Origin of the sequence: Paracidovorax cattleyae (assembly GCF_900104515.1) — a bacterium.
In the GTDB taxonomy this organism is placed as follows: Bacteria; Pseudomonadota; Gammaproteobacteria; order Burkholderiales; family Burkholderiaceae_C; genus Paracidovorax; species Paracidovorax cattleyae.
Window position 1 is genome coordinate 1 of record NZ_FNJL01000019.1, and the last position, 20,127, is coordinate 20,127.

General features: G+C 68.8%; 20 protein-coding genes. 9 read left to right on the top strand and 11 right to left on the bottom strand.

Going from position 1 to position 20,127, the window contains the following annotated elements:
- Window positions 1–14: 14 nt before the first annotated feature.
- Window positions 15–95, top strand: coding sequence for a peptidoglycan-binding domain-containing protein (locus BLR05_RS27240; RefSeq protein ID WP_279616024.1), 81 nt, complete (start codon window positions 15–17; stop codon window positions 93–95).
- 64 nt (window positions 96–159) lie between these two features.
- Window positions 160–702, top strand: coding sequence for a hypothetical protein (locus BLR05_RS15710; RefSeq protein ID WP_092835845.1), 543 nt, complete (start codon window positions 160–162; stop codon window positions 700–702).
- Between the two features lie 131 nt (window positions 703–833).
- On the opposite strand, the gene BLR05_RS15715 is transcribed toward BLR05_RS15710, so the two are convergent.
- The 6 genes from BLR05_RS15715 to metK form a co-directional block, all read right to left on the bottom strand.
- Window positions 834–1,880 carry a bifunctional nicotinamide-nucleotide adenylyltransferase/Nudix hydroxylase gene (locus tag BLR05_RS15715; RefSeq protein ID WP_092835847.1) on the bottom strand — a complete coding sequence of 349 codons (1,047 nt, stop codon included), beginning with the start codon at window positions 1,878–1,880 and terminating at the stop codon, window positions 834–836.
- A gap of 89 nt (window positions 1,881–1,969) precedes the next feature.
- Window positions 1,970–3,670: an NAD+ synthase gene (locus BLR05_RS15720; protein WP_092835849.1), complete on the bottom strand. Its 1,701-nt coding sequence runs from the start codon at window positions 3,668–3,670 to the stop codon at window positions 1,970–1,972.
- A 38-nt stretch (window positions 3,671–3,708) separates the two neighbouring features.
- Window positions 3,709–4,905 carry a nicotinate phosphoribosyltransferase gene (pncB, locus tag BLR05_RS15725; RefSeq protein ID WP_092835851.1) on the bottom strand — a complete coding sequence of 399 codons (1,197 nt, stop codon included), beginning with the start codon at window positions 4,903–4,905 and terminating at the stop codon, window positions 3,709–3,711.
- A gap of 52 nt (window positions 4,906–4,957) precedes the next feature.
- Window positions 4,958–5,824 (bottom strand): cysteine hydrolase family protein, encoded by an 867-nt coding sequence (locus BLR05_RS15730; protein WP_092835853.1) that lies wholly within the window; start codon window positions 5,822–5,824, stop codon window positions 4,958–4,960.
- Window positions 5,825–6,101: 277 nt separating this feature from the next.
- Window positions 6,102–6,287, bottom strand: coding sequence for a DUF1328 domain-containing protein (locus tag BLR05_RS15735; protein ID WP_092835855.1), 186 nt, complete (start codon window positions 6,285–6,287; stop codon window positions 6,102–6,104).
- Window positions 6,288–6,474: 187 nt separating this feature from the next.
- Window positions 6,475–7,656 (bottom strand): methionine adenosyltransferase, encoded by a 1,182-nt coding sequence (gene metK / locus BLR05_RS15740; protein ID WP_092835857.1) that lies wholly within the window; start codon window positions 7,654–7,656, stop codon window positions 6,475–6,477.
- Between the two features lie 155 nt (window positions 7,657–7,811).
- On the opposite strand from metK, the gene BLR05_RS15745 reads away from it, so the two are divergent.
- Window positions 7,812–8,675, top strand: coding sequence for a lysophospholipid acyltransferase family protein (locus BLR05_RS15745; protein ID WP_092835859.1), 864 nt, complete (start codon window positions 7,812–7,814; stop codon window positions 8,673–8,675).
- A complete protein-coding gene (locus tag BLR05_RS15750) occupies window positions 8,672–9,544 on the top strand; it encodes a lysophospholipid acyltransferase family protein (RefSeq protein WP_092835861.1) in 873 nt (290 codons plus the stop codon). Before BLR05_RS15745 ends, BLR05_RS15750 begins: the two co-directional genes overlap by 4 nt.
- A gap of 57 nt (window positions 9,545–9,601) precedes the next feature.
- Here BLR05_RS15750 and BLR05_RS15755 read toward each other — a convergent pair whose 3' ends face one another.
- Window positions 9,602–10,540: an alpha/beta fold hydrolase gene (locus tag BLR05_RS15755; protein WP_092835863.1), complete on the bottom strand. Its 939-nt coding sequence runs from the start codon at window positions 10,538–10,540 to the stop codon at window positions 9,602–9,604.
- A 49-nt stretch (window positions 10,541–10,589) separates the two neighbouring features.
- Window positions 10,590–11,351: a ribosome biogenesis GTP-binding protein YihA/YsxC gene (gene yihA, locus BLR05_RS15760; RefSeq protein ID WP_092835865.1), complete on the bottom strand. Its 762-nt coding sequence runs from the start codon at window positions 11,349–11,351 to the stop codon at window positions 10,590–10,592.
- Window positions 11,352–11,444: 93 nt separating this feature from the next.
- Here yihA and BLR05_RS15765 point away from each other — a divergent pair, with 93 nt between their 5' ends.
- The 5 genes from BLR05_RS15765 (at window position 11,445) to msrQ (ending at window position 17,602) form a co-directional block, all read left to right on the top strand.
- On the top strand, window positions 11,445–12,083 hold the full coding sequence (locus BLR05_RS15765; RefSeq protein WP_092835867.1) for a c-type cytochrome: 639 nt from the start codon (window positions 11,445–11,447) through the stop codon (window positions 12,081–12,083).
- 225 nt (window positions 12,084–12,308) lie between these two features.
- Window positions 12,309–14,501, top strand: coding sequence for a cytochrome c biogenesis protein ResB (locus BLR05_RS15770; protein ID WP_092835869.1), 2,193 nt, complete (start codon window positions 12,309–12,311; stop codon window positions 14,499–14,501).
- A complete protein-coding gene (gene ccsB / locus BLR05_RS15775) occupies window positions 14,498–15,832 on the top strand; it encodes a c-type cytochrome biogenesis protein CcsB (RefSeq protein WP_092835871.1) in 1,335 nt (444 codons plus the stop codon). The genes BLR05_RS15770 and ccsB overlap by 4 nt, the downstream gene beginning before the upstream one ends.
- 79 nt (window positions 15,833–15,911) lie before the next feature.
- Window positions 15,912–16,907, top strand: a complete 996-nt coding sequence (gene msrP / locus BLR05_RS15780; protein ID WP_092835873.1) for a protein-methionine-sulfoxide reductase catalytic subunit MsrP — start codon at window positions 15,912–15,914, stop codon at window positions 16,905–16,907.
- A 65-nt stretch (window positions 16,908–16,972) separates the two neighbouring features.
- Window positions 16,973–17,602, top strand: a complete 630-nt coding sequence (gene msrQ / locus BLR05_RS15785) for a protein-methionine-sulfoxide reductase heme-binding subunit MsrQ (RefSeq protein ID WP_092835875.1) — start codon at window positions 16,973–16,975, stop codon at window positions 17,600–17,602.
- 21 nt (window positions 17,603–17,623) lie between these two features.
- Here the strand turns inward: msrQ and BLR05_RS15790 are convergent, their stop codons facing one another.
- The 3 genes from BLR05_RS15790 to lptM all read right to left on the bottom strand — a co-directional run bounded on the left by BLR05_RS15790 (window position 17,624) and on the right by lptM (window position 20,083).
- The gene (locus BLR05_RS15790) at window positions 17,624–18,460 is read right to left on the bottom strand and encodes an oxygen-binding di-iron domain-containing protein (protein ID WP_092835877.1); all 837 of its coding nucleotides are present in this window, start codon (window positions 18,458–18,460) and stop codon (window positions 17,624–17,626) included.
- 76 nt (window positions 18,461–18,536) lie between these two features.
- Entirely contained in the window at window positions 18,537–19,820 is a 1,284-nt protein-coding gene (gene lysA / locus BLR05_RS15795) for a diaminopimelate decarboxylase (protein WP_092835879.1), read from the bottom strand.
- Window positions 19,817–20,083 carry an LPS translocon maturation chaperone LptM gene (lptM, locus tag BLR05_RS26795; protein WP_377777333.1) on the bottom strand — a complete coding sequence of 89 codons (267 nt, stop codon included), beginning with the start codon at window positions 20,081–20,083 and terminating at the stop codon, window positions 19,817–19,819. The genes lysA and lptM overlap by 4 nt, the downstream gene beginning before the upstream one ends.
- Window positions 20,084–20,127 lie beyond the last annotated feature (44 nt).

Genomic DNA, 20,127 nt, shown 5'->3' on the forward strand with positions numbered 1-20,127 from the left:
AGACGGCGAACGGGCTGCGGGCCTTCCAGAAGGACAAGGGCCTGCCGGTGACGGGCCGCCTGGACTCGGCCACGACCGACGCGCTCTCGCGCTGAGCCGGCGCGTAACGGCTCCTTCGGGCGTGGCGCTACACTCCTTGCCCGGAGGAGCCTTCGAACAATGCGACACGCCATCACGCACGTCTCCCGTACGTTGCGCGCTGTACTGGTACTGGTCGGCCTTCTCGCCGCCATCCCCTGCCTTGCAGCGCCTCTGGCTGGAGATCCTGCGTTCACGCGGCCCGATCCCGTCCGCCTGCCCGACCGGTCCATGCTGCGCGCCTTCCTCGATGAAATTGGGCAGACCCGCCGCGCGAACACCTTCTGCTTCGTGCAGCAACGCCTGTCGCCCCCTGAGACGGCCGAAGACGGCACCAGCGTGCTGTCGATGCTCTGGCATGAAGGCGCGCGCGTCTATCTCGTCAATCTCGTCCGGCCGGGCCAGCGCTATCAGCCGGTGGAAGACTCCGTGGGAGAAGGCCGTTCGCTGGCATCCTCCAGCGGCAGCGTGGATCTCAAGACCGGCGTCGCCCCGACCGAAGCCGACGTCGGCTCCAGCACGACCCTGGTGAGCCGTGCCTGGGTCGAGCGCCTGAAGGCCCGGTGCCGCCAAGTGGGCACGACGATCCGGGTGCCTGCCTTCACGCCGCGGCGCACGCCGTAGGCCTCCGGCCTGCCCGCCATCCGGCAGGGCTCCCTTTCCTCCTGCATCCATTACACATGCGCTGGTGAGCACTTCCGTGAATCGCAAAACGGTGCTGCCGTACCCGGACGAAGGCATGCTGGTGTGCCGCGTCAGCCGGCCGCCGGTTCGCGCGTCAGTCCCAGGAAATGGTCCAGCATGTGGAAATGGTCCTCGAAAAAGGCCTCTTCCAGCGCTGCCAGCCTGGTGATGGGAAACCACTCCACCTGCGCCGCGTCGTCGTCCGCGCGCACGTCGGGGAAGGGCGCGCCTTCCAGGTCGAAGTAGTGCGCGTGCGTGATGGTGCGTCCGCGCTGGCTGCGGTCCGGGTGGTCGAACACGGCCACCTCGCGCAGTGCGGCGCGCATGCGCGCCTCGGGCAGCGTGCAATGCGTCTCCTCGGCCAGTTCGCGCAGGCAGGACTGCCAGACGGTCTCGCGCTGCTCGATGAAGCCGCCCGGCGCGGCCAGTTGCCCCTTGCCCGGCGCGTGCGCGCGGCGGATGAGCAGCACGTGGTCCTGGCAGCGCAGCACGGCATCCACGGTCACGAACACCGGCGGATAGGGCGCCTTCGCCCAGGCTTCGCGGTAGCCGCGCAGCATGCGCCACTCCTCCTGCAGGGCCGCGTAGTGCGGAGCCTGGGCGAAGGCGCTCAGGAAGTCGATGGTGCTGTCGGGTACCTGTTCGGCGAGCGGGCCCAGCGCAGCGAGCAGGGTGTCCGGCGTGGCGCCGAAGTAGGCATCGCGGATGGCCGTGGCGTCGATGCTGCCCTGGCGCTCCACGGCGATGAGCTGCCAGCCCGGGAAGCGCCGCAGGTAGCTGCTGGTGGCGTCCTTGAAGTGGCCCACCAGCCCGATGCGCGCGTCGGGCCGCACATGCCGCGACACCGCGTCAAGAACGGCCGCCACCCAGGCGAGTTCGTTGTAGTGGTCGCGTACGGGCAGCACGGTGAGGCGGGCGCGGTCCGCCTCGGGCAGGGCGTTGCGCAGCATGGCTTCGCGCTCCTGCCAGGTGAACGGGTTCTTGGGCGAACGTGCCTGCCATGCCGAGCCCATGATGACGATGGCGTGGTGGGCGCTGTCGAGCGCACGGCGCAGCAGGGCCAGGTGGCCGTTGTGGACGGGCTCGAAGCGGCCGATGAGGATGGCGTTGTCGTACATGGATGCGGATGCGATGAGGGAGCCCGCGGGCGGGATGCGCGCTGCGGGGCTGCGGGGCCACTGCGGCAAATGTAGCCGTGCCGGCGCGGTCAGACGTACTTCGCCGCGATCGGCATCTGCCGGCCGTTGCCGAAGGCCTTGGCACGCACGCGCAGGATGGGCGGTGCCTGGCGGCGCTTGTACTCGTTGCGCGCGATCATCCGGCGCACCCGGTGCACCAGCGCGCGGCCGGCCTCGTCGTGCTGAAGGCGGGCGGCGAAGTCGCGCGCGTCGGCATACTCGGCATGCGAGAGGCCCTCGCCTTCGATGAGGAGCTTGAGCACCTGGTCCAGCACCGGGTAGGGTGGCAGGCTGTCCACGTCCCGCTGGCCGGGGGCCAGTTCGGCCGACGGCTCCTTGTCGATGATGGCCTGGGGAATCAGTTCGCGGCCCGCGTGCGCGTTGACGTGCCGCGACAGCTCGAACACCTCGGTCTTGTAGAGATCGCCCAGCAGGCCCAGGCCGCCGTTCGTGTCGCCGTAGAGCGTGCAGTAGCCCACGGAAATCTCCGACTTGTTGCCCGTGGTGAGCAGCAGGTGCCCGAAGGCGTTCGAATACTCCATCAGGATGGTGCCGCGGATGCGTGCCTGCAGGTTCTCCAGCGGCAGCCCTTCGAGCGGCTGGCCGAAGCTGGCCTCGAACTGCGCGGCATAGCCCGCCACGAGGTCCGCGATGGGATGGGTGTGCAGCCGGATGCCGAGGTTGCGGCAGAGGGCCACCGAATCGTCCACCGATCCGCTCGAGGAAAAGCGCGAGGGCATGGTCACCGCCACCACGTTCTCCGCGCCCATCGCCTCGGCGGCGAGCGCCAGGGTCAGGGCGCTGTCGATGCCGCCCGAGCTGCCGACCACCACCTGCCCGAAGCCGCAGCGCCGCGCATAGTCGCGCAGGCCGAGCACTATCTGCTGGCGGTAGAAGTCCATCGTGGGCAGGCCCTCCCGCGGCACGGGGGGCAGGGCGCCCCCATCCCCGGAGCGGAAGCGCCCGTCCTCCAGGCACAGGGTGCGCACGTCTTCGGCGAACCGCGGCGCTTCGAAGACCACGCCCGCCTCCGGCTCCGCCGCGAACGAGGCCCCGTCATAGACGATCTGGTCCTGGCCGCCGACCTGGTTCACATAGACCACCGGCAGGCCGTGGCGCCGCGCGGCGTCGCCGAAGACCTGGTGCCGCACCTCGCGCTTGCCGATGTGGCTGGGACTCGCGTTGATGCTCACCACCAGGTCCGGCGCGGCATCGGCCAGGCGCTGGAAGGGGTTGGTGGCGTAATCGGCCACGGTGTCGTTCCAGCCATCCTCGCAGACGAGGAAGCCGATCTGCGCGTGGCCGATGCGCAGCACCCGCGCGACGTCGGGTCCGGGCTCGAAGTGGCGGCGTTCGTCGAAGATGTTGTAGGTGGGCAGCAGCTGCTTGGCATAGGTGAGGCGGACCGCGCCGTCCCGCAGCACGAGCAGGCTGTTGTGCAGGCGCTTGCCGGGGCCCTGGGCGCGCGTGGGCGTGCCCGCCACCCAGTGCAGCCCGGGCGTGGCGCGCGAGGCGTCCTGCAGTGCGGCGATGCCCGCATCCACGCGTTCCATGAATCCGGACTCCTCCAGCATGTCGCCGGGGTAGTAGCCGCACAGCGCCAGTTCGGTGAACACCACCAGGTCGGCGCCGTCCCGTGCCGCCTGCCGGGCGGCGTCGGTCATCCGCTGCACGTTGCCTTCGATGTCGCCTACGGTGAGGTTGAGCTGGGCGAGGGTGATCCGGAGCATGTCGTTTCCTTGGGCGTCGTTGGGGAAGGGCGAAGACGTCAGGCCTCGGGTGGCAGGCCGAACACCTGGCGCAGGTAGGCGAGGTAGGTTTCATCGTCGCACAGCGTCTTGCCCGGGCTGTCGGACAGCTTCGCGACCGGCTGGCCATTGGCACGCACGATCTTCATGACGATGTTGAGCGGGCGCGGCCCCAGGTCGTTGCTGAGCTGCGTGCCGATGCCGAAACCCAGCTGCACGCGGTCGCCGAAGTGGCGGTGGAGCGCCAGGGCGCGCTCCACGTCGAGCCCGTCGGAGAACACCAGCCGCTTGCCGTGGGCGTCGATGCGCAGCCGCGCATAGTGCGCCAGGGCCTTCTCGCCCCAGGCGACCGGATCGCCCGAGTCGTGTCGCAGTCCGTCGAAGAGCTTGGCGAAGTACAGGTCGAAATCCGCGAGGAAGGCGTCCATGCCGACCGTATCGGTGAGCGCGATGCCGAGGTCTCCGCGGTATTCCTGCACCCAGTCTTCCAGCGCCGCCTTCTGGAAGTCGCGCAGCCGCACGCCCAGCGCCTGGTAGCTCTGCAGGTATTCGTGGGCCATGGTGCCGATGGGCACCAGTTGCAGATCGCGGGCCAGCAGCACGTTGGACGTGCCCTTGAACCACTGCGGGGCCTGCGTGGCGAAGGTCTGCACCACCTCGCGCTGCCAGGTGCCGCTGTAGCGCCGGCGCAGGCCGAAGTCGAACATCTCGAACGGATGGGCCCGCGGCGCCTCCGCTGCCAGCGCCTGCACCCGCGCGATCTTCGCGGCCAGCCGCCGACGGCCCTCCTGCAGCACGTCCGCGCCACCGCCGAGCCGGCGGAAATACAGCTCGTTCACGATGGCCAGCACGAAGATCTCGAAGCCCATCACGTGCACCTGCGGCCCGCGCGCCACGATCGACAGCTGCTCCCCCTCCGCACGCGCCTCGATGAAGGCGCGCTGGAACTGGAAGATGCGCAGGAAATCCACGAAGTCGCTCTTGATGTAGCGCAGCCCGGCCAGGTAGTCGAGCTCGGCCGGGGAGAATCGCAGGGCGCACAGGGCGTCCAGTTCGGCGTTGACCTGCGGCAGCAGCTCCGTGAGCGGGAAGGCCGGCGTATTGCGGCAGACGAAGCGGTACTCGGCCTGCGTCTGCGGATGGCGGTGCAGCAGTGCCTGCCACATCGTGAACTTGTAGAGGTCGGTGTCCAGCAGGCTCTGGATGATCGGTGGCATGCGTGCGTGCTCCTGGAATGCGGTGCGTGATGGAAAGGCACGGTGGCCCGCGCTAGGCAGGAAAATCCTCTGAGACAGCCAGCCGCACTCCCTGTGCATGCATCGCGTCGAGGAAGGCCCTGTGCTGGCTCTCGAAGCCAGGCACCGGGCTCATGCAGTCGGTCAGCAGCACGACGCGCTCCGGCGTCCAGCCCGGCTGCAGGCGCGGCAGGTGCTGCACGATGTGCTCGGTGGTGGCTCGCACGCAGTGGCTGCTGGCCTCCCCGGCGATCACCAGGCAATCCGCCGCGCCCAGGCGCTGCAGCAGCGGTACGTTGAGCGCGGTCGCCGGATCCTGCGGATCGGGCACCTCGGCCTCGATGGCGCTGTAGTGCTCGGTCCAGGGGTTCATGCCCTTGAACACGGCCTGCACGGCCCTCCCGCGCACGGCCTGCCATTGCGCGCAGGCCGCCAGCACGTCGGCATGCACGCCGTGGCCCCAGCTTCCGATCTCGCAGTGCACGGGCCACACCATCAGCGTGTAGCGGCCCTGGGCTTCCAGCGCGTCCAGATAGGCCAGCACGCGGGGCAGGGCATCGGTGTCGCGCGGCAGGAACACGCCGTCGTGCACCTGCGCGGCAGTGATCGGCGTGAAGGGGCGCACCTCCCCGCCTTCGCGTGCCTGCCAGAAGAGCGGATGGGCCACGTCGTAGCGCTGGTGCGAATCCAGCGTGACGGTCACGGCTTCCATTCGGCCGGCGGTGCGCCGCACAAACGAGGCCAGACGCTGCATGTCGGCGTGTGCGCCGGTCACCGGCAGGGAGGGTGCCGTCTGCGCACCGCTGGCGGGATCGGCGGGGCACCAGTCCGCAGGCAGGTCGCAGAAATCATTCTGCGGATCGATGGCCAGCAGGTGCAGCGAGGTGGAGGATCGGATCATGGCAGGGTCCTTGGTAGGAATGTGCAGATGGCTCACATTCTAGTTTGTTAGTTTATTTGTGAAACTAACTTTGCCGTAAAAGGATGCAACACCTGGGGGTAGAACCGCTGGGCCGTGTTGCCTCCGCACCGTCAATGGCTCTCTGGTGCGCGATGCCCGGCCACAAACACGCGTGCCCGGCCCGCCTGGCACCCCTGCGCGTGGCAGGGGCGAGGCGGACCGGGCACGCCGGGCTGGACCTCGGGCCGTTGCGCGGCCGCGAGGAGTGCCAGAGCGGTTACTTCATCGCGCTGCGTGCGGCGCCCACGCCGAGCACGGCCAGCACGATGAAGATGACCGCGACCACGAGGAACAGGAAGAACAGGATCTTGGCGATGCCCGCCGCGCCCGCGGCCACGCCGCTGAAACCGAGCGCGCCGGCGATGAGGGAGATGATGGCGAAAATGATGGCGTACTTCAGCATGGTGTCGCTCCGTTGACGATGAAGCCGCCGCCGGGCCGGTGAGGGCGCTTTCGGCGTCGGGTGTACCGATCATCGCCAGCGTCCATGCGTGGCGCCGTCGGCATGCCGTGACTGCGGATGTAGGAGCGCGCGCAACGAAAAAGCCGCCGGCCCTGGCGGGGCGGCGGCTCGACGGGGGCTGCGATGCTTACAGGCCGGCGGCTGCTCGCAGCGCGGCGGCCTGGTCCGTCTTTTCCCAGGTGAATTCGGGTTCCTCGCGGCCGAAGTGGCCGTAGGCGGCGGTCTTTTCATAGATCGGGCGCAGCAGGTCCAGCATCTGGATGATGCCCTTGGGGCGCAGGTCGAAGTGCTCCTGCACCAGCGCGGCGATCTCCTCGTCGGGGATCACGCCCGTGCCTTCGGTGTACACCGTGACGTTGATCGGGCGCGCCACGCCGATGGCGTAGCTCACCTGGATCTGGCACTGGCGCGCGAGGCCCGCGGCCACGATGTTCTTGGCCACGTAGCGCGCGGCATAGGCGGCCGAGCGGTCCACCTTCGTCGGGTCCTTGCCGCTGAAGGCGCCGCCGCCGTGCGGGCAGGCGCCGCCGTAGGTGTCCACGATGATCTTGCGGCCCGTCAGGCCGCAGTCGCCCTGCGGGCCGCCGATGACGAAGCGGCCCGTGGGGTTGATGAGGTACTTCGTGTCCTGCAGCCATTCCTTGGGCAGCACGGGCTTGATGATCTCCTCGATCACCGCCTCGATGAAGCTGGCCTTCATCTTCGTGGCCGTCTCGGACTGGTCGGGATGGTGCTGGGTGGAGAGCACCACCGTGTCGATGCTGTGGGGCTTGCCGTCCACGTAGCGCATCGTCACCTGGCTCTTGGCGTCGGGGCGCAGGAAGGGCAGGCGGCCATCCTTGCGCAGCTGGGCCTGGCGCTCCACCAGGCGGTGGGCGTAGTAGATGGGCGCGGGCATGAGCTCGGGCGTCTCGTCGCAGGCGTAGCCGAACATCAGGCCCTGGTCGCCGGCACCCGTGTTCAGGTGGTCGTCGCTGGCGTGGTCCACGCCCTGGGCGATGTCGTTGCTCTGCTTGTCGTAGGCCACCAGCACCGCGCAGCCCTTGTAATCGATGCCGTAGTCGGTGTTGTCGTAGCCGATGCGCTTGATGGTGTCGCGTGCCACCTGGATGTAGTCCACGTGGGCATTCGTGGTGATCTCGCCGGCGAGCACGACGAGGCCGGTGTTGGTCAGCGTCTCGGCGGCCACGCGGCTGCGGGGATCCTCGCGGAAGATCGCATCGAGGATGGCGTCGGAGATCTGGTCCGCCACCTTGTCGGGGTGGCCTTCGGACACCGATTCCGACGTGAAGAGAAAATCGTTCGCCATTTGAATAAACTCCTGTGCTTTTTGGCATTTTGGGCGTTGCCCTCAGCCTTGTGGAGCCGTGGCGAACGCTTTAGCAGAATTGTTTAACGTCGCCCTGCAAGTTGCTCATTTAACTCAGCGACCCCGCCATTCTACCGACACGGATCTGTCACCGCATGCCCCCCGCGTTCCGCTTCTTCGCCCGATGGCCATTGCCTGCGCTCCACGCGCTGGGCGCGGTGCTGGGCTGGATCGCATTTCTCGCGTCCCCCACCTACCGCCGCCGCTTCCTGGCCAACGCCGGTCTGGCCGGCTATCCGTTCGCCCGCGTGCGCGCCGCCGTGGCCCACGCGGGCCGCATGGCGGCCGAGCTGCCGCGCCTGTGGCTGCATGCCGAAGCACCGCCGTTTCGCCTGGAGGGGGCTGAATGCGTGGAGCAGGCCTGGGCGGCTGGCCGGGGCATCGTGTTCCTGACCCCTCACATCGGGAGTTTCGAGCTGTCCGTGCAGATCGCGGCGCGGCGCTGGGCCCCTGAGCACGGCCCCTTCACGGTGCTCTACCGCCCCGCCCGGCAGGCTTGGCTCGCCGATCTCATGCGCACGGCGCGCGACCGGCCCGGCATCCGGGCGGTGCCCACGGCACTCTCGGGCGTGCGGCAGATGATCAAGGCACTGCGCCGCGGCGAAGCCGTGGGCCTGCTGCCCGACCAGGTGCCGCCCGAGGGGCTGGGCCTGTGGGCGCCGTTCTTCGGTCAGCCGGCCTATACGATGACGCTGGCCGCCCGCCTCGTGCAGCAGACCGGCGCCGCGGTGATCCTGGCACGCTGCGAGCGCCTGCCGCGCGGGCGAGGCTACGTGCTGCACCTCGAGCCCCTGGCCGAGCCGCTGTCCCCTTCCCTCGAAACTGCCGTCCTGCAGATCAACCAATCCATGGAGCGCACCATCCGACACTCTCCCGACCAATACCTCTGGGGCTACGGGCGCTACAAGCATCCGCGGGCCGAGGCATCCACGCCGGCCGTGCCGGGAGCGGACGCATGACGGCAGGGCGTTTCAACCTCGCCTGCATGCGCGTGCTCGCGCGGCTGCCCCTGCCCGTGCTGCGCGCCTTGGGCTGGGTGCTGGGGCAGCTGACCTACGTGCTGGCCAAGCCGCGGCGCAAGGTGGCGCTGCGCAACCTGGAGCTGTGCTTTCCCCAGGCGAGTGCGGCGCAGCGGCGGGCATGGGCGCGCGAGACCTTCGTGCGCTTCTGCCAGGCCTGGCTGGACCGCAGCTGGCTCTGGATGGCGCCGCAGCCGGTGGTGGAAAAGCGCCTGGAGATCCACGGCGCGCTCGATGAACTGGACGGCGACACGCCCACCATCATCCTGGCGCCGCATTTCCTGGGCATGGACGCCGCCGGAACCGCGCTCACGCTGCAGACCGACCGGGCATTCACCTCGATCTTCACGCCACACCCTGATCCGGACATCGACGCCTGGCTGTTCGCCGGCCGCCAGCGCTTCGGCAACGTGCGCATGCTCAACCGGGCCGACGGCGTCAAGCCGATCCTGAGCGGACTGCGCAAGGGCGGGCTGCTCTACCTGCTGCCGGACATGGATTTCGGGCCCAACGATTCGCTGTTCGTGCCGTTCTACGGCATGTCGGCCGCCACCATCACCTCGCTGTCGCGCTTCGCGCGCCTGGGGCGGGCCAAGGTGGTGCCGCTCATCGGCCGCATCACGCCGCGCGGCTACCGCGCCGAGATGATGCCGGCCTGGCAGAACTACCCCACCGACGATCTCGAGGCCGACACCGCCCGCATGAACCGCGAGCTGCAGCAGTGGATCGACACCATGCCTGGCCAGTACTACTGGGTGCACCGGCGCTTCAAGTCGCGCCCGCCGGGCGAGCCGCCGGTCTACGGATAGCCCGATCGATCAATCGACCGGCCAAGCTGCAGCGCCCGAGGCTGCGGCCCCGACCGGTCAAAGCGCTCGAGCCGAAGCGGAGGCATCTCCAAGGAATTCTCCGATCTCGTGCGCCACGCGCTCCGGCTGCTCGTGCACGATCCAGTGCGACGCGCCTGGCACGGTGCGCAACCGCAGCGACGGCACCCAGCGCTCCAGGCCATGGAGCAGGCCCGGCCGCAGCGCAGGATCATCCAGGCCCCAGACGACCAGCGTCGGCATGCCGATGGAGAGCATGGCGTCAGGCAGTTCGACTCCCGCCGCATGCGCCTCGCCCTCGCGCGGCGGGCGCAGCGGACTGGCGCGGTAGTAGTTGCACGGGCCCGTGAGGCCTTCGTCCCAGGTGGCGCGGTAGCGGCCCTGCAGTTCGGGCGTGAGCCAACCTGGCGCGCTGCCGTCCGGGCGGCCGAAGAAGCCGAAGAGCCGGCGGTAGCCGTCCTCCGCCAGCAGCGTCTCGGCGTCCGGCCGGCAGAGGAAATGCATGTACTCGCTCGCCTGCTGCTGCTCGGGGCTCTGCCGCAGTTCCCGCAGGAAGGTACCGGGGTGGGGCGAATTCACGATCACCAGGCGTTCCAGCAGGTCGGGCCGCTGGTTGGCCAGGTTCCATGCCACCGCGCCGCCCCAGTCGTGCGCGATGAGCGCCGCGAGCCGGCCGCCCGCATCCACCGGGCCGCATTCGGCCTCGATCAGCGCCACCAGGTCCTGCACCAAGTGCTTGGCACGGTACGACTCCACGGCCTGCGGGCTGCTGGAGGGCGCGAAACCGCGCAGGAAGGGCGCCACGCAGCGGTAGCCGCCGTTCTCGGGGCGCGAGAAATGCTCCAGCATCCCGTCCCAGATGAAGGCACCTTCCGGGAATCCGTGGAGGAAGGCCAGGACCGGTCGCCCTGGCGCGCCGCGGTTGCGGCAGTGCAGGGTGATGCCGTGGGGCAGCGGATGGAGCGTGGTGTCGGTCATGTGCGCGGCGGTCCGTGGGGCCACCCGCGCGGATCGTCCACGCGGGTCGTCAGGGGGCTGGGGAATCCTCGGGGCCGGGCGCGGGAGCGTCGGGCGGCTGCGGGCCCTCCTGCGGCCCGTCCGCTGCGGCCGGCGTCGCGCCCAGGGGGTGCGACCATTGCCACAGCAGTTGCGCGACCTCGTCCACGCCCTGCTTCTTGAGGGCGGAGAACATCTTCACCTCCCCGCCGCCCGCCTGCAGTCGCGTGATGGACAGCACCTTGGCCTGCTCGGCGCGCGTGAGCTTGTCGGCCTTGGTGAGCAGCACCAGGAACTTCAGTCCGGCCTCGACGCGGGGCCGCACGGCTTCCAGCAGCGCCTCGTCCAGCTCGGTCAGGCCCAGGCGCGGGTCGCACAGCAGCACGATGCCCGTGAGGCCCTTGCGGCTCACGAGGTAGTTCACCATCACCTGCTGCCAGCGCTGCTTGTCCGAGCGCGACACGGCGGCGTAACCGTACCCCGGCAGGTCGGCCAGCACCGCGTCGGTCACGTTCTGCCGGCCGAGCGCGAACAGGTTGATGTGCTGCGTGCGTCCGGGCTTCTTCGAGGCGAACGCGAGCTGCTTTTGCTGCGTCAGCGTGTTGATGCAGGTGGACTTGCCGGCGTTGGAGCGTCCGACGAAAGCGATTTCGGGAACGTCGATGGGCGGCAGGTGGTGCAGCTGCGCGGCGGTGGTGAGGAAGCGGGCCGTGTGCATCCATCCCACGGCGACCTTGGCGTCGGGTGCGGGCGGAAGCGGGCCAGCAACTGGCGCATGTGATGTAGTCGTCATAAATGGGGGTTAGCAGGGAGACGCCCGCGAAGGGGCGCATTGTAAGATTGACGGGCTCTGCGGCCCTCCTTCTACAACACAGAACCCCCCGATATGAAGAAACTGCTTGCTCCCATGCTGATGGCTGCCGCGCTGGCGGTTGCCGCGTTCCCGGCCTCGGCCCAGGCACCCGCGGCGGGACAGAAGGCGGGCAAGCCGGACCCGGCCAAGGGCGAAGCCAGCTTCGCCGCGGTGTGCGCGGCCTGCCATGCGGCGGACGGCAACTCCACCATCGTGGCCAATCCCAAGCTGGCGCAGCAGCACCCCGAATACCTCGTCAAGCAGTTGCAGGAGTTCAAATCCGGCAAGCGCAGCGACCCGGTGATGCAGGGCATCGCCGCCACGTTGTCGGAAGACGACATGCGCAACATCGCCTGGTGGGCGGCCGGCAAGCAGGCCAAGCCCGGCTTCGCCAAGGACAAGGACCTGGTCGCCCTGGGCGAGCGGATCTACCGCGGCGGCATCGCCGACCGCAACATCGCCGCCTGTGCGGGCTGCCACAGCCCCAACGGCGCCGGCATTCCGGCCCAGTACCCGCGCCTGTCGGGCCAGCACGCCGACTACACCGCCAAGCAGCTCGCTGCCTTCCGTGAGGGCAAGCGCGCCAACAGCGTGCAGATGACCCAGGTCGCCGCCAAGCTCAACGACCGCGAGATCCGCGCCGTGGCGGACTACATCGCCGGCCTGCGCTGAACCCTTTACCTCCCCGCGCATCCTGCGGGAATCCCGGGAGCCCCGGCGCTTGATTTGCGTCAAAATCCCCCCGGTTGGCCGCCCGGCCTTCCGGAACCTGCCGCCGATAATCACACCCAAGACGGGCGGGCCCATCTGAACGGATGGCCCGCCTTTTTTGTTTTCAGGGTCCCGCCGCTTCCAGCCGACCCCGCTCGCCGCACGCTTTTTCGCCTGTCCGTTTCCATGTCCGACACCGTCCACGGCCATCCGCATCCGTCCCGCACCGCGCCCGCGCGGGCCCTGGTCGAGCTGCTGTCGTCCATGCGTTTCGCGATCTCGCTGCTCACGGTGATCTGCATCGCCTCGGTGATCGGCACCGTGCTCAAGCAGCACGAGCCCGCGGCGAACTACGTGAACCAGTTCGGACCCTTCTGGGCCGAGCTGTTCCTGGCGCTGCGGCTGAACGCCGTTTACAGCGCCTGGTGGTTCCTGCTGATCCTCGCCTTCCTGGTGACCAGCACCTCCCTGTGCATCGCCCGCAACGGGCCGCGCTACCTCGCCGACCTGCGCAGCTACAAGGAAAACATCCGGGAGCAGAGCCTGGAGGCCTTCCGCCACCGTGCGCACGCGGCGCTCGGCGCCGAGACGCCGGAGGCCGCGGCGCGGCGTATCGGGGGGCTGCTGGCCGGTGGCGGCTGGAAGGTTCGCCTGCAGCAGCGCGACACCGCCGCCGGGCCGGGCACGGGATGGATGGTGGCCGCCAAGGCCGGGGCCGCCAACAAGATCGGCTATATCGCCGCGCACAGCGCCATCGTGCTTATCTGCCTGGGTGGGCTGCTGGACGGAGACCTGATCGTGCGCGCCCAGATGTGGCTGGGGGGCAAGACGCCGTACACCGGTGGGGGGATGGTTTCCGAGGTGGGGGCGGAACACCGGCTCTCCGAGCGCAATCCCACCTTCCGGGGCAATCTGTTCGTGGCCGAAGGCACCCAGTCCGGCACGGCGATCCTGAACCAGTCCGACGGCGTGCTGCTCCAGGAGCTGCCGTTTTCCATCGAGCTGAAGAAATTCATCGTGGAGCACTACTCCACGGGCATGCCCAAGCTGTTCGCGAGCGAGATCGTCATCCATGACCGTGCCACGGGCGAATCCGTGCCCGCCCGCGTGGAAGTGAACCATCCCGCCAGCTACCGGGGCATCGAGATCTACCAGTCGAGCTTCGATGATGGCGGCTCACTGCTCAAGCTGCGGGCCGTGCCCATGGCCCCGGGCGTACGGCCGTTCGAGGTGGATGGAACCGTGGGCGGCTCCACGCGCATCGAGCGCGCGGGCACGGGGGAGCAGGGCACGGATGCCGCGCAGGCCCTCACGCTGGAGTTCACGGGGCTGCGCACCATCAACGTCGAGAACTTCGGCGCCGGGGCCGGTGGCTCCGGTGCGGACGTGCGCAAGGTGGACCTGCGGCATTCCATCGAATCGCGCCTCGGGGCGGGCAACAAGACGTCCACGCCCAAGGAGTTGCGCAACGTGGGCCCGAGCGTCACCTACAAGCTGCGCGACGCCGCGGGCCAGGCGCGCGAATTCCACAACTACATGCTGCCGGTGGACACCGGCGACGGCCAGCCGGTGTTCCTGCTGGGCGTGCGGGAGACCCCGGCCGATCCCTTTCGGTTCCTGCGCGTGCCGGTCGATGACCAGGGCCGCATGGACGGCTTCCTGCGCATGCGCATGGCACTGGCCGACCCCGCACTCCGCGAGCAGGCGGTGCGGCGCTACGTGGCCCATGCGGTGGACGGTTCCCGTCCCGAGCTGGCCGGTCAACTGGCCCAGTCCACGCTGCGCGCACTGTCGATCTTCGCCGGCGCGGCGGAGCCCGGCAAGTCCGCCGCGGGCCAGCCCCCGCGCGGAGGGCTGCAGGCCATCTCGGAATTCATGGAGGCGAACGTGCCGCCCGCCGAGCGCGAGCGGGCCGGCGAGGTGCTGATCCGCATCCTGAATGGAGCGCTGTTCGAGCTCGCCCAGCTGACGCGCGAGCGCGCGGGCCTCGCGCCCCTGCCGCAGGATGAGGCCACCCGCGCCTTCATGACGCAGGCCGTGCTGTCGCTCAGCGATGCCCAGGCCTATCCAGCGCCGATGGCGTTCGAACTGGCGGATTTCAAGCAGGTGCAGGCCAGCGTGTTCCAGGTGGCGCGCGCTCCGGGCAAGAACGTGGTGTACCTGGGCTGCGCGCTGCTGATCCTGGGTGTGTTCGCGATGCTCTACGTGCGCGAGCGGCGCGTGTGGGTGTGGCTGGCGCCGGCCGGGAGCGGCGAGGGGGCCGACGCCACCATGGCCCTGTCCACCAACCGCAAGACCCTGGACGGCGACCGCGAATTCGCCCGGCTCACCGAGAAACTCATCGGGGCCCGGCCCCACCACGGAGGCATCACCGCATGAACACGGCGACCACCACCATCACCCTGAGCGAAGGCTATTTCGCGCGCCGCAGCTGGTTCGACTGGCTGTTCGCGGCCATCGTGGCGGCAGGCGGCCTCTATGCCCTGCAGCGCTACGGTGCCTTCATGGACGTGTACGAGAAGGGCATCCTGCTCTGCGCCATCCCCTGCACCACCTGGCTGGGCTGGTTCTGGCGGCCGCTGCGCACGCTGATGCTGGCGGTGGCGGCGTTCGCTTTGCTGGCCATCGGCCTCTACCAGCAGGACGGCGCGGGCAGCCTCGCGCGGGCCGACACCGTGTTCGGGCTCAAGTACTTCCTCTCCAGCCAGTCCGCCATCCTCTGGATGAGCATGCTGTTCTTCATCAGCACGGTCTTCTACTGGCTGGGCATGTTCGCCCGCGGCGAGCGCGGCACGCTCTACCTGCTGGGTTCACGCATCGCCTGGGTGGCGATCGCCATGGCACTGATCGGCACGATGGTGCGCTGGTACGAGAGCTACCTCATCGGTCCGGACATCGGCCACATCCCCGTGAGCAATCTCTACGAGGTCTTCGTGCTCTTCTGCTGGATGACGGCCGCGTTCTACCTCTATTACGAGGAGCAGTACGCGACGCGGGCGCTCGGCGGCTTCGTCATGCTGGTGGTCAGCGCGGCCGTGGGCTTCCTGCTCTGGTACACCGTCGTGCGGGAGGCCCACGAGATCCAGCCGCTGGTGCCGGCCTTGAAGAGCTGGTGGATGAAGCTGCACGTGCCCGCCAACTTCATCGGCTACGGCACCTTCGCGCTCGCCGCCATGGTGGCCTTCGCCTACCTCATCAAGCAGCAGGCCGGCGAGACGCGCTGGTGGCGGCTCGCGCCGCTGTGGATGCTCGGCGTGGTGCTGTGCTTCGAGCCCATCGTGTTCCGCCAGGGCGCGGCGGAGAACGGCGGCAGCTACTGGATGGTGTATTTCGGCATCTCCGCGCTCATCGTCGCCGGCATCCTGCTGGGCCGCCGGCGCATTGCCGAGCGTCTGCCGTCCTTCGAGGTGCTCGACGACGTGATGTACAAGGCCATCGCGGTGGGCTTCGCCTTCTTCACCATCGCCACTGTGCTGGGCGCGCTTTGGGCGGCCGAAGCCTGGGGCGGCTACTGGAGCTGGGACCCCAAGGAAACCTGGGCGCTCATCGTCTGGCTCAACTACGCGGCCTGGCTGCACATGCGGCTGATGAAGGGGCTGCGCGGCACGGTGTCGGCATGGTGGGCGCTGGTGGGCCTGGGGGTCACCACCTTCGCGTTCCTGGGCGTCAACATGTGGCTGTCGGGCCTGCACAGCTATGGAACGTTGTAACGCGGGATGAATCCTTCGGAGGGTTCGGCGCGTACAACAGGGGTCTTTCCCCCAGTGCGCCCCCCACCGAGGACCATTCATGCTCATCCGCAACCACGACGACGGCTTTCTCCACCCCGCCGGCAGCGAAATCACCCCCCGCGCGGTCTATGAGTGCCGCCGCAACCTCATGAAGCTGATGGCCGCGGGCGCCGCCGGTGCCGCCCTGACCACCTGGACCGGCCGCGAGGCCCTGGCCCAGACCGCCCGCCCGGGCAAGCTGGCGGCCCTGCCGTCGGTTCCCAGCAAGGTGGCAGGCGCCACCACCATCGAGAAGCTGACCGACTACAAGGACGCCAGCACCTACAACAACTTCTATGAATTCGGCGTGGACAAGAGCGATCCCGCCCGCAACGCCCACACCCTGAAGACCTCGCCCTGGACCGTCGAGGTCGAGGGCCTCGTCAACAAGCCCGGCAAGTTCGCCCTCGAGGACCTGCTCAAGCTCAGCCCCCAGGAGGAGCGCATCTACCGGCTGCGCTGCGTCGAGGGCTGGTCGATGGTCATTCCCTGGGTGGGCTATTCGCTGGCCGAACTCATCAAGCGCGTCGAGCCCCAGGGCAGCGCCAGGTACGTCGAGTTCGTGACTCTGGCCGACAAGAAGACCATGCCCTACGTGGACCGGCCCGTGCTCGACTGGCCCTACACGGAGGGCCTGCGCATGGACGAGGCAATGCACCCCCTGACCCTGCTCGCCTTCGGCATGTACGGCGAGGTCCTGCCCAACCAGAACGGCGCGCCCGTGCGCCTCGTGGTGCCCTGGAAGTACGGTTTCAAGAGCGCCAAGAGCCTCGTCAAGATCCGCTTCGTCGAGAAGGAGCCCGGCACGGCCTGGAACAAGGCGGCGAAGCAGGAGTACGGCTTCTACTCCAACGTGAATCCCAATGTGGACCATCCGCGCTGGAGCCAGGCGACGGAACGCCGCATCGGTGAGGACGGCCTGTTCGCCAAGAAGCGCAAGACGCTGATGTTCAACGGCTACGAAGCCCAGGTCGGCCAGCTCTACGCGGGCATGGACCTGAAGAAGTTCTACTGACGCAACCGGGGTTCCGGCGGAGCCAGGCATGCGGCCTGCGCGCCGGCCCCCGGGCCGCCATTCCCATGAACAAACTGCTGCTGCATCCTGCCGCGAAGCCGGCCGTCTTCGTGCTCTGCCTGTTGCCGTTCGCCTGGCTTTTCTACGGTGCCGCAACGGACCGGCTGGGCGCCAATGCCGCGGAGGTGATCATCCGGTCCACGGGCGACTGGGCGCTCCGGGGCCTGTGCATCGCGCTCGCCGTGACGCCGCTGCGCGTCATCGCCGGGCTGCCGGCGCTCGCCCGCTACCGGCGCATGCTGGGACTGTTCACGTTCTTCTACGCACTGCTGCACCTCGTGGCCTATGCCTGGCTCGACCAGGGCCTGGACGTGCCCGGCATCCTGCGCGACACCGCCCAGCGGCCGTTCATCCTCGTGGGCATGCTGGCCTTCCTCGTCCTGCTGGTGCTGGCGGCCACCTCCTTCCACCGCGCCATCCGCTGGCTGGGGGGGCGGCGCTGGCAGGCGCTGCACCGCACGGTGTATGCCGTGGCCGGCCTGGCGCTGCTGCATTTCTTCTGGATGCGGGCCGGCAAGAACCTTTTCGGGGAGGTGGCCGCCTATGCCGCCATCCTGGCCGCGCTGCTGGGCTGGCGGTTGGTGCGGGCGTTGTGGGGTGCACGCGCTGCCCGTGCGCGCGCGTCCGCAGCGTGACCTCCCGCGGGCGGTGCCGTGTCAGGCCCGCACGGCCTGCAGTGCCGGCCGCACCTGCCGGGTGGCCGGGTCGATGAGCGCAGTGGGCAGTTGGTAGGCGCGGTCGTCGAACAGGTCGATGCCGCACTGCAGGTTCTCGATCCAGTCGAAGAAGTCGGCGATCGCCGCGCGGCCCATGATGGGCGCGCCGTGCTGTGGCACCAGCATCGCGATGTCGAGCTGGCGCGCCATTCGCGTCCACAGGCGCAGGATCTTGTTGGACACCATGTAGCGGCGATGGAAGCCTTCCATGCGCGGGATGTGCGGGCGAAGGTCGGTGACCGGTTCGCGCGCCTCGGCCCCGGAGGTCATCGATACGCCCAGGTCCCCCGTGAAGAGGATCTTGCTCACCGGGTCGTAGAAGTGGAAGTTGCCCTCGGAGTGCATGAAATGTGCGGGCAGCAGTACCAGTTCGTGCCGCCCCAGGGGCAGGTGGCCGCCGGCATCGGGCACGCCGATCACGCGGTTCTCGGTCTTGCCCACCTTGGTGAAATGCGGCGCGAACCGTTCCCAGATGCGCGAGATCACCAGCGTGGCCTTGGTGCTGGTCATCCACCGGTCGAGCGACGCGATGATGTCCGGGTCGGCATGGGATGCGATGAGGTAGGAGAGCTTGTGCGGGGCGAAGTGCTTGCTCATGCCCATGAACAGCTCATTGAAGGCCAGGTTCCCGCCCGGGTCGATGATCGCCCCGGTGTCCCCATCGACGATGAGGAACTGGTTGGCCTGCACCGCCTGCCCGTCCTCCTCGATGAGGTCGGAGAACATCAGGCAGGCATGGTGCCTGTCTCGATAGAGTTCCAGAGGTTCCGATGCCATAGCGTTCCATCTGTCGTGAAACGGTCACTGTACGGACATCGGCCCTCCGGGAACTTGATGCGCATCAAGTGGTGTGTCAGCCGGGCAGTTTCTCGTGGCGGAACGTGTCTTCCAGCGGCTCTCGCGCGCGGACCAGGTGGGCGTAGCTGCCGTCCACCAGCACTTCGGCGGGCCGTGCGCGGGTGTTGTAGTTGCTGCCCATGGAACTGCAATACGCCCCTGCGGACAGCACGGCCAGCCGGTCGCCGGTGCGCACGGCCAGCGTGCGGTCCCGGCCGATCCAGTCGCCGCTCTCGCACACGGGGCCGACCACGTCGTACACGGCGGGCGCCGCGCTGGGAACAGGCGCGGCCACTGGCACGATGCCATGGAACGCCTGGTACATCGCGGGGCGGGGCAGGTCGTTCATCGCGGCATCGACGATGCAGAAGTTCTTCTGCTCGCCCGGCTTCACATAGAGCACCTCGGTCAGGCAGACGCCCGCATTGCCCACGAGGGAGCGGCCTGGCTCGATCATGAACTGCCGGTCGCCGTAGCCCCGTGCGTCCAGACGCGCGAGCAACTGCGTCCACAGCGCATCCGCCGCGGGCGGCGTGTCGCCGTTGTAGTCGATGCCCAGGCCGCCGCCGAAGTCGATGTGGTGGATGGGAATGCCGGCCAACTCGATCTGCGCGACCAGATCGAGCATGCGGTCCACGGCGTCGAGGTAGGGCGTGGCCTCGGTGATCTGCGAGCCGATGTGGCAGTCGATGCCCGCCACCTGCAGGCCCGGCAGGGCCGCGGCGCGCTGGTAGGTCGCCACCGTGCGCTCGTGGGCCACCCCGAACTTGTTGCCCTTGAGTCCCGTCGAGATGTAGGGATGGGTCTTCGGATCCACGTTGGGATTCACGCGGATGCTCACCGGTGCGCGCCGGCCGCAGGCCACTGCGACCTCGCTCAGCACCTCGAGCTCGGGCTCGCTCTCCACGTTGAAGCAGCCGATGCCGGCTTCGAGGGCCTCGCGCATCTCCTGGCGCGTCTTGCCGACGCCGGAGAAGATCACCTTGCGGGCCTCGCCCCCCGCCGCCAGCACGCGCCGGAGTTCGCCAGCGGAAACGATGTCGAAACCGCAGCCTGCCCGCGCGAACAGCTGCAGTACGGCCAGGGAGGAGTTGGCCTTCATGGCATAGCAGATCTGCACCTTGCGGCCCGCGAAGCCCCGCTGGTAGGCCTCGAGCGCGGACAGCATGGACGCCTTGGAATAGACGTAGAGCGGCGTGCCGTGCGCCTGCGCCAGATCGGCGGCACGCACGGATTCGATGAAGAGGTCGTCGCCCTGGTAGGCGATGTGGGGGTGCCCGGGCAGTGCGGTCAGCGTCATGGGGTGGTGGCGGAGGCGGGGGAGGAGGACGCAGGCGATGCCGCGGACGACGGAGTGGACGGCGACGAGGCCGGCATCGCCGGCTCCGCGGGCGCCAGTGACGGCACCGGGATCGGCGAGGGCGTCGGTGCGTCACGCATGGGATCGAGCGTCTGCGGCAGCGTGGCGCGCTGGCTGGCCGCGGCGTCGCCCGGCAGGTAGAGCGGGCCGCGCTGCCCGCAGCCCGTCAGCGCGGCAACCGTACCGGCAGCAAGGACGGACATGCTGACTAGAATTTGGGAAGCTCTCAACATCCGCAAATTGTAGA

Coding starts and splice junctions, on each gene's coding strand:
- BLR05_RS15710 (WP_092835845.1), top strand. CDS start 160: ATGCGACACGCCATCACGCACGTCTCCCGTACGTTGCGCGCTGTACTG.
- BLR05_RS15715 (WP_092835847.1), bottom strand. CDS start 1,880: ATGTACGACAACGCCATCCTCATCGGCCGCTTCGAGCCCGTCCACAAC.
- BLR05_RS15720 (WP_092835849.1), bottom strand. CDS start 3,670: ATGCTCCGGATCACCCTCGCCCAGCTCAACCTCACCGTAGGCGACATC.
- pncB (WP_092835851.1), bottom strand. CDS start 4,905: ATGCCACCGATCATCCAGAGCCTGCTGGACACCGACCTCTACAAGTTC.
- BLR05_RS15730 (WP_092835853.1), bottom strand. CDS start 5,824: ATGATCCGATCCTCCACCTCGCTGCACCTGCTGGCCATCGATCCGCAG.
- BLR05_RS15735 (WP_092835855.1), bottom strand. CDS start 6,287: ATGCTGAAGTACGCCATCATTTTCGCCATCATCTCCCTCATCGCCGGC.
- metK (WP_092835857.1), bottom strand. CDS start 7,656: ATGGCGAACGATTTTCTCTTCACGTCGGAATCGGTGTCCGAAGGCCAC.
- BLR05_RS15745 (WP_092835859.1), top strand. CDS start 7,812: ATGCCCCCCGCGTTCCGCTTCTTCGCCCGATGGCCATTGCCTGCGCTC.
- BLR05_RS15750 (WP_092835861.1), top strand. CDS start 8,672: ATGACGGCAGGGCGTTTCAACCTCGCCTGCATGCGCGTGCTCGCGCGG.
- BLR05_RS15755 (WP_092835863.1), bottom strand. CDS start 10,540: ATGACCGACACCACGCTCCATCCGCTGCCCCACGGCATCACCCTGCAC.
- yihA (WP_092835865.1), bottom strand. CDS start 11,351: ATGACGACTACATCACATGCGCCAGTTGCTGGCCCGCTTCCGCCCGCA.
- BLR05_RS15765 (WP_092835867.1), top strand. CDS start 11,445: ATGAAGAAACTGCTTGCTCCCATGCTGATGGCTGCCGCGCTGGCGGTT.
- BLR05_RS15770 (WP_092835869.1), top strand. CDS start 12,309: ATGTCCGACACCGTCCACGGCCATCCGCATCCGTCCCGCACCGCGCCC.
- ccsB (WP_092835871.1), top strand. CDS start 14,498: ATGAACACGGCGACCACCACCATCACCCTGAGCGAAGGCTATTTCGCG.
- msrP (WP_092835873.1), top strand. CDS start 15,912: ATGCTCATCCGCAACCACGACGACGGCTTTCTCCACCCCGCCGGCAGC.
- msrQ (WP_092835875.1), top strand. CDS start 16,973: ATGAACAAACTGCTGCTGCATCCTGCCGCGAAGCCGGCCGTCTTCGTG.
- BLR05_RS15790 (WP_092835877.1), bottom strand. CDS start 18,460: ATGGCATCGGAACCTCTGGAACTCTATCGAGACAGGCACCATGCCTGC.
- lysA (WP_092835879.1), bottom strand. CDS start 19,820: ATGACGCTGACCGCACTGCCCGGGCACCCCCACATCGCCTACCAGGGC.
- lptM (WP_377777333.1), bottom strand. CDS start 20,083: ATGTCCGTCCTTGCTGCCGGTACGGTTGCCGCGCTGACGGGCTGCGGG.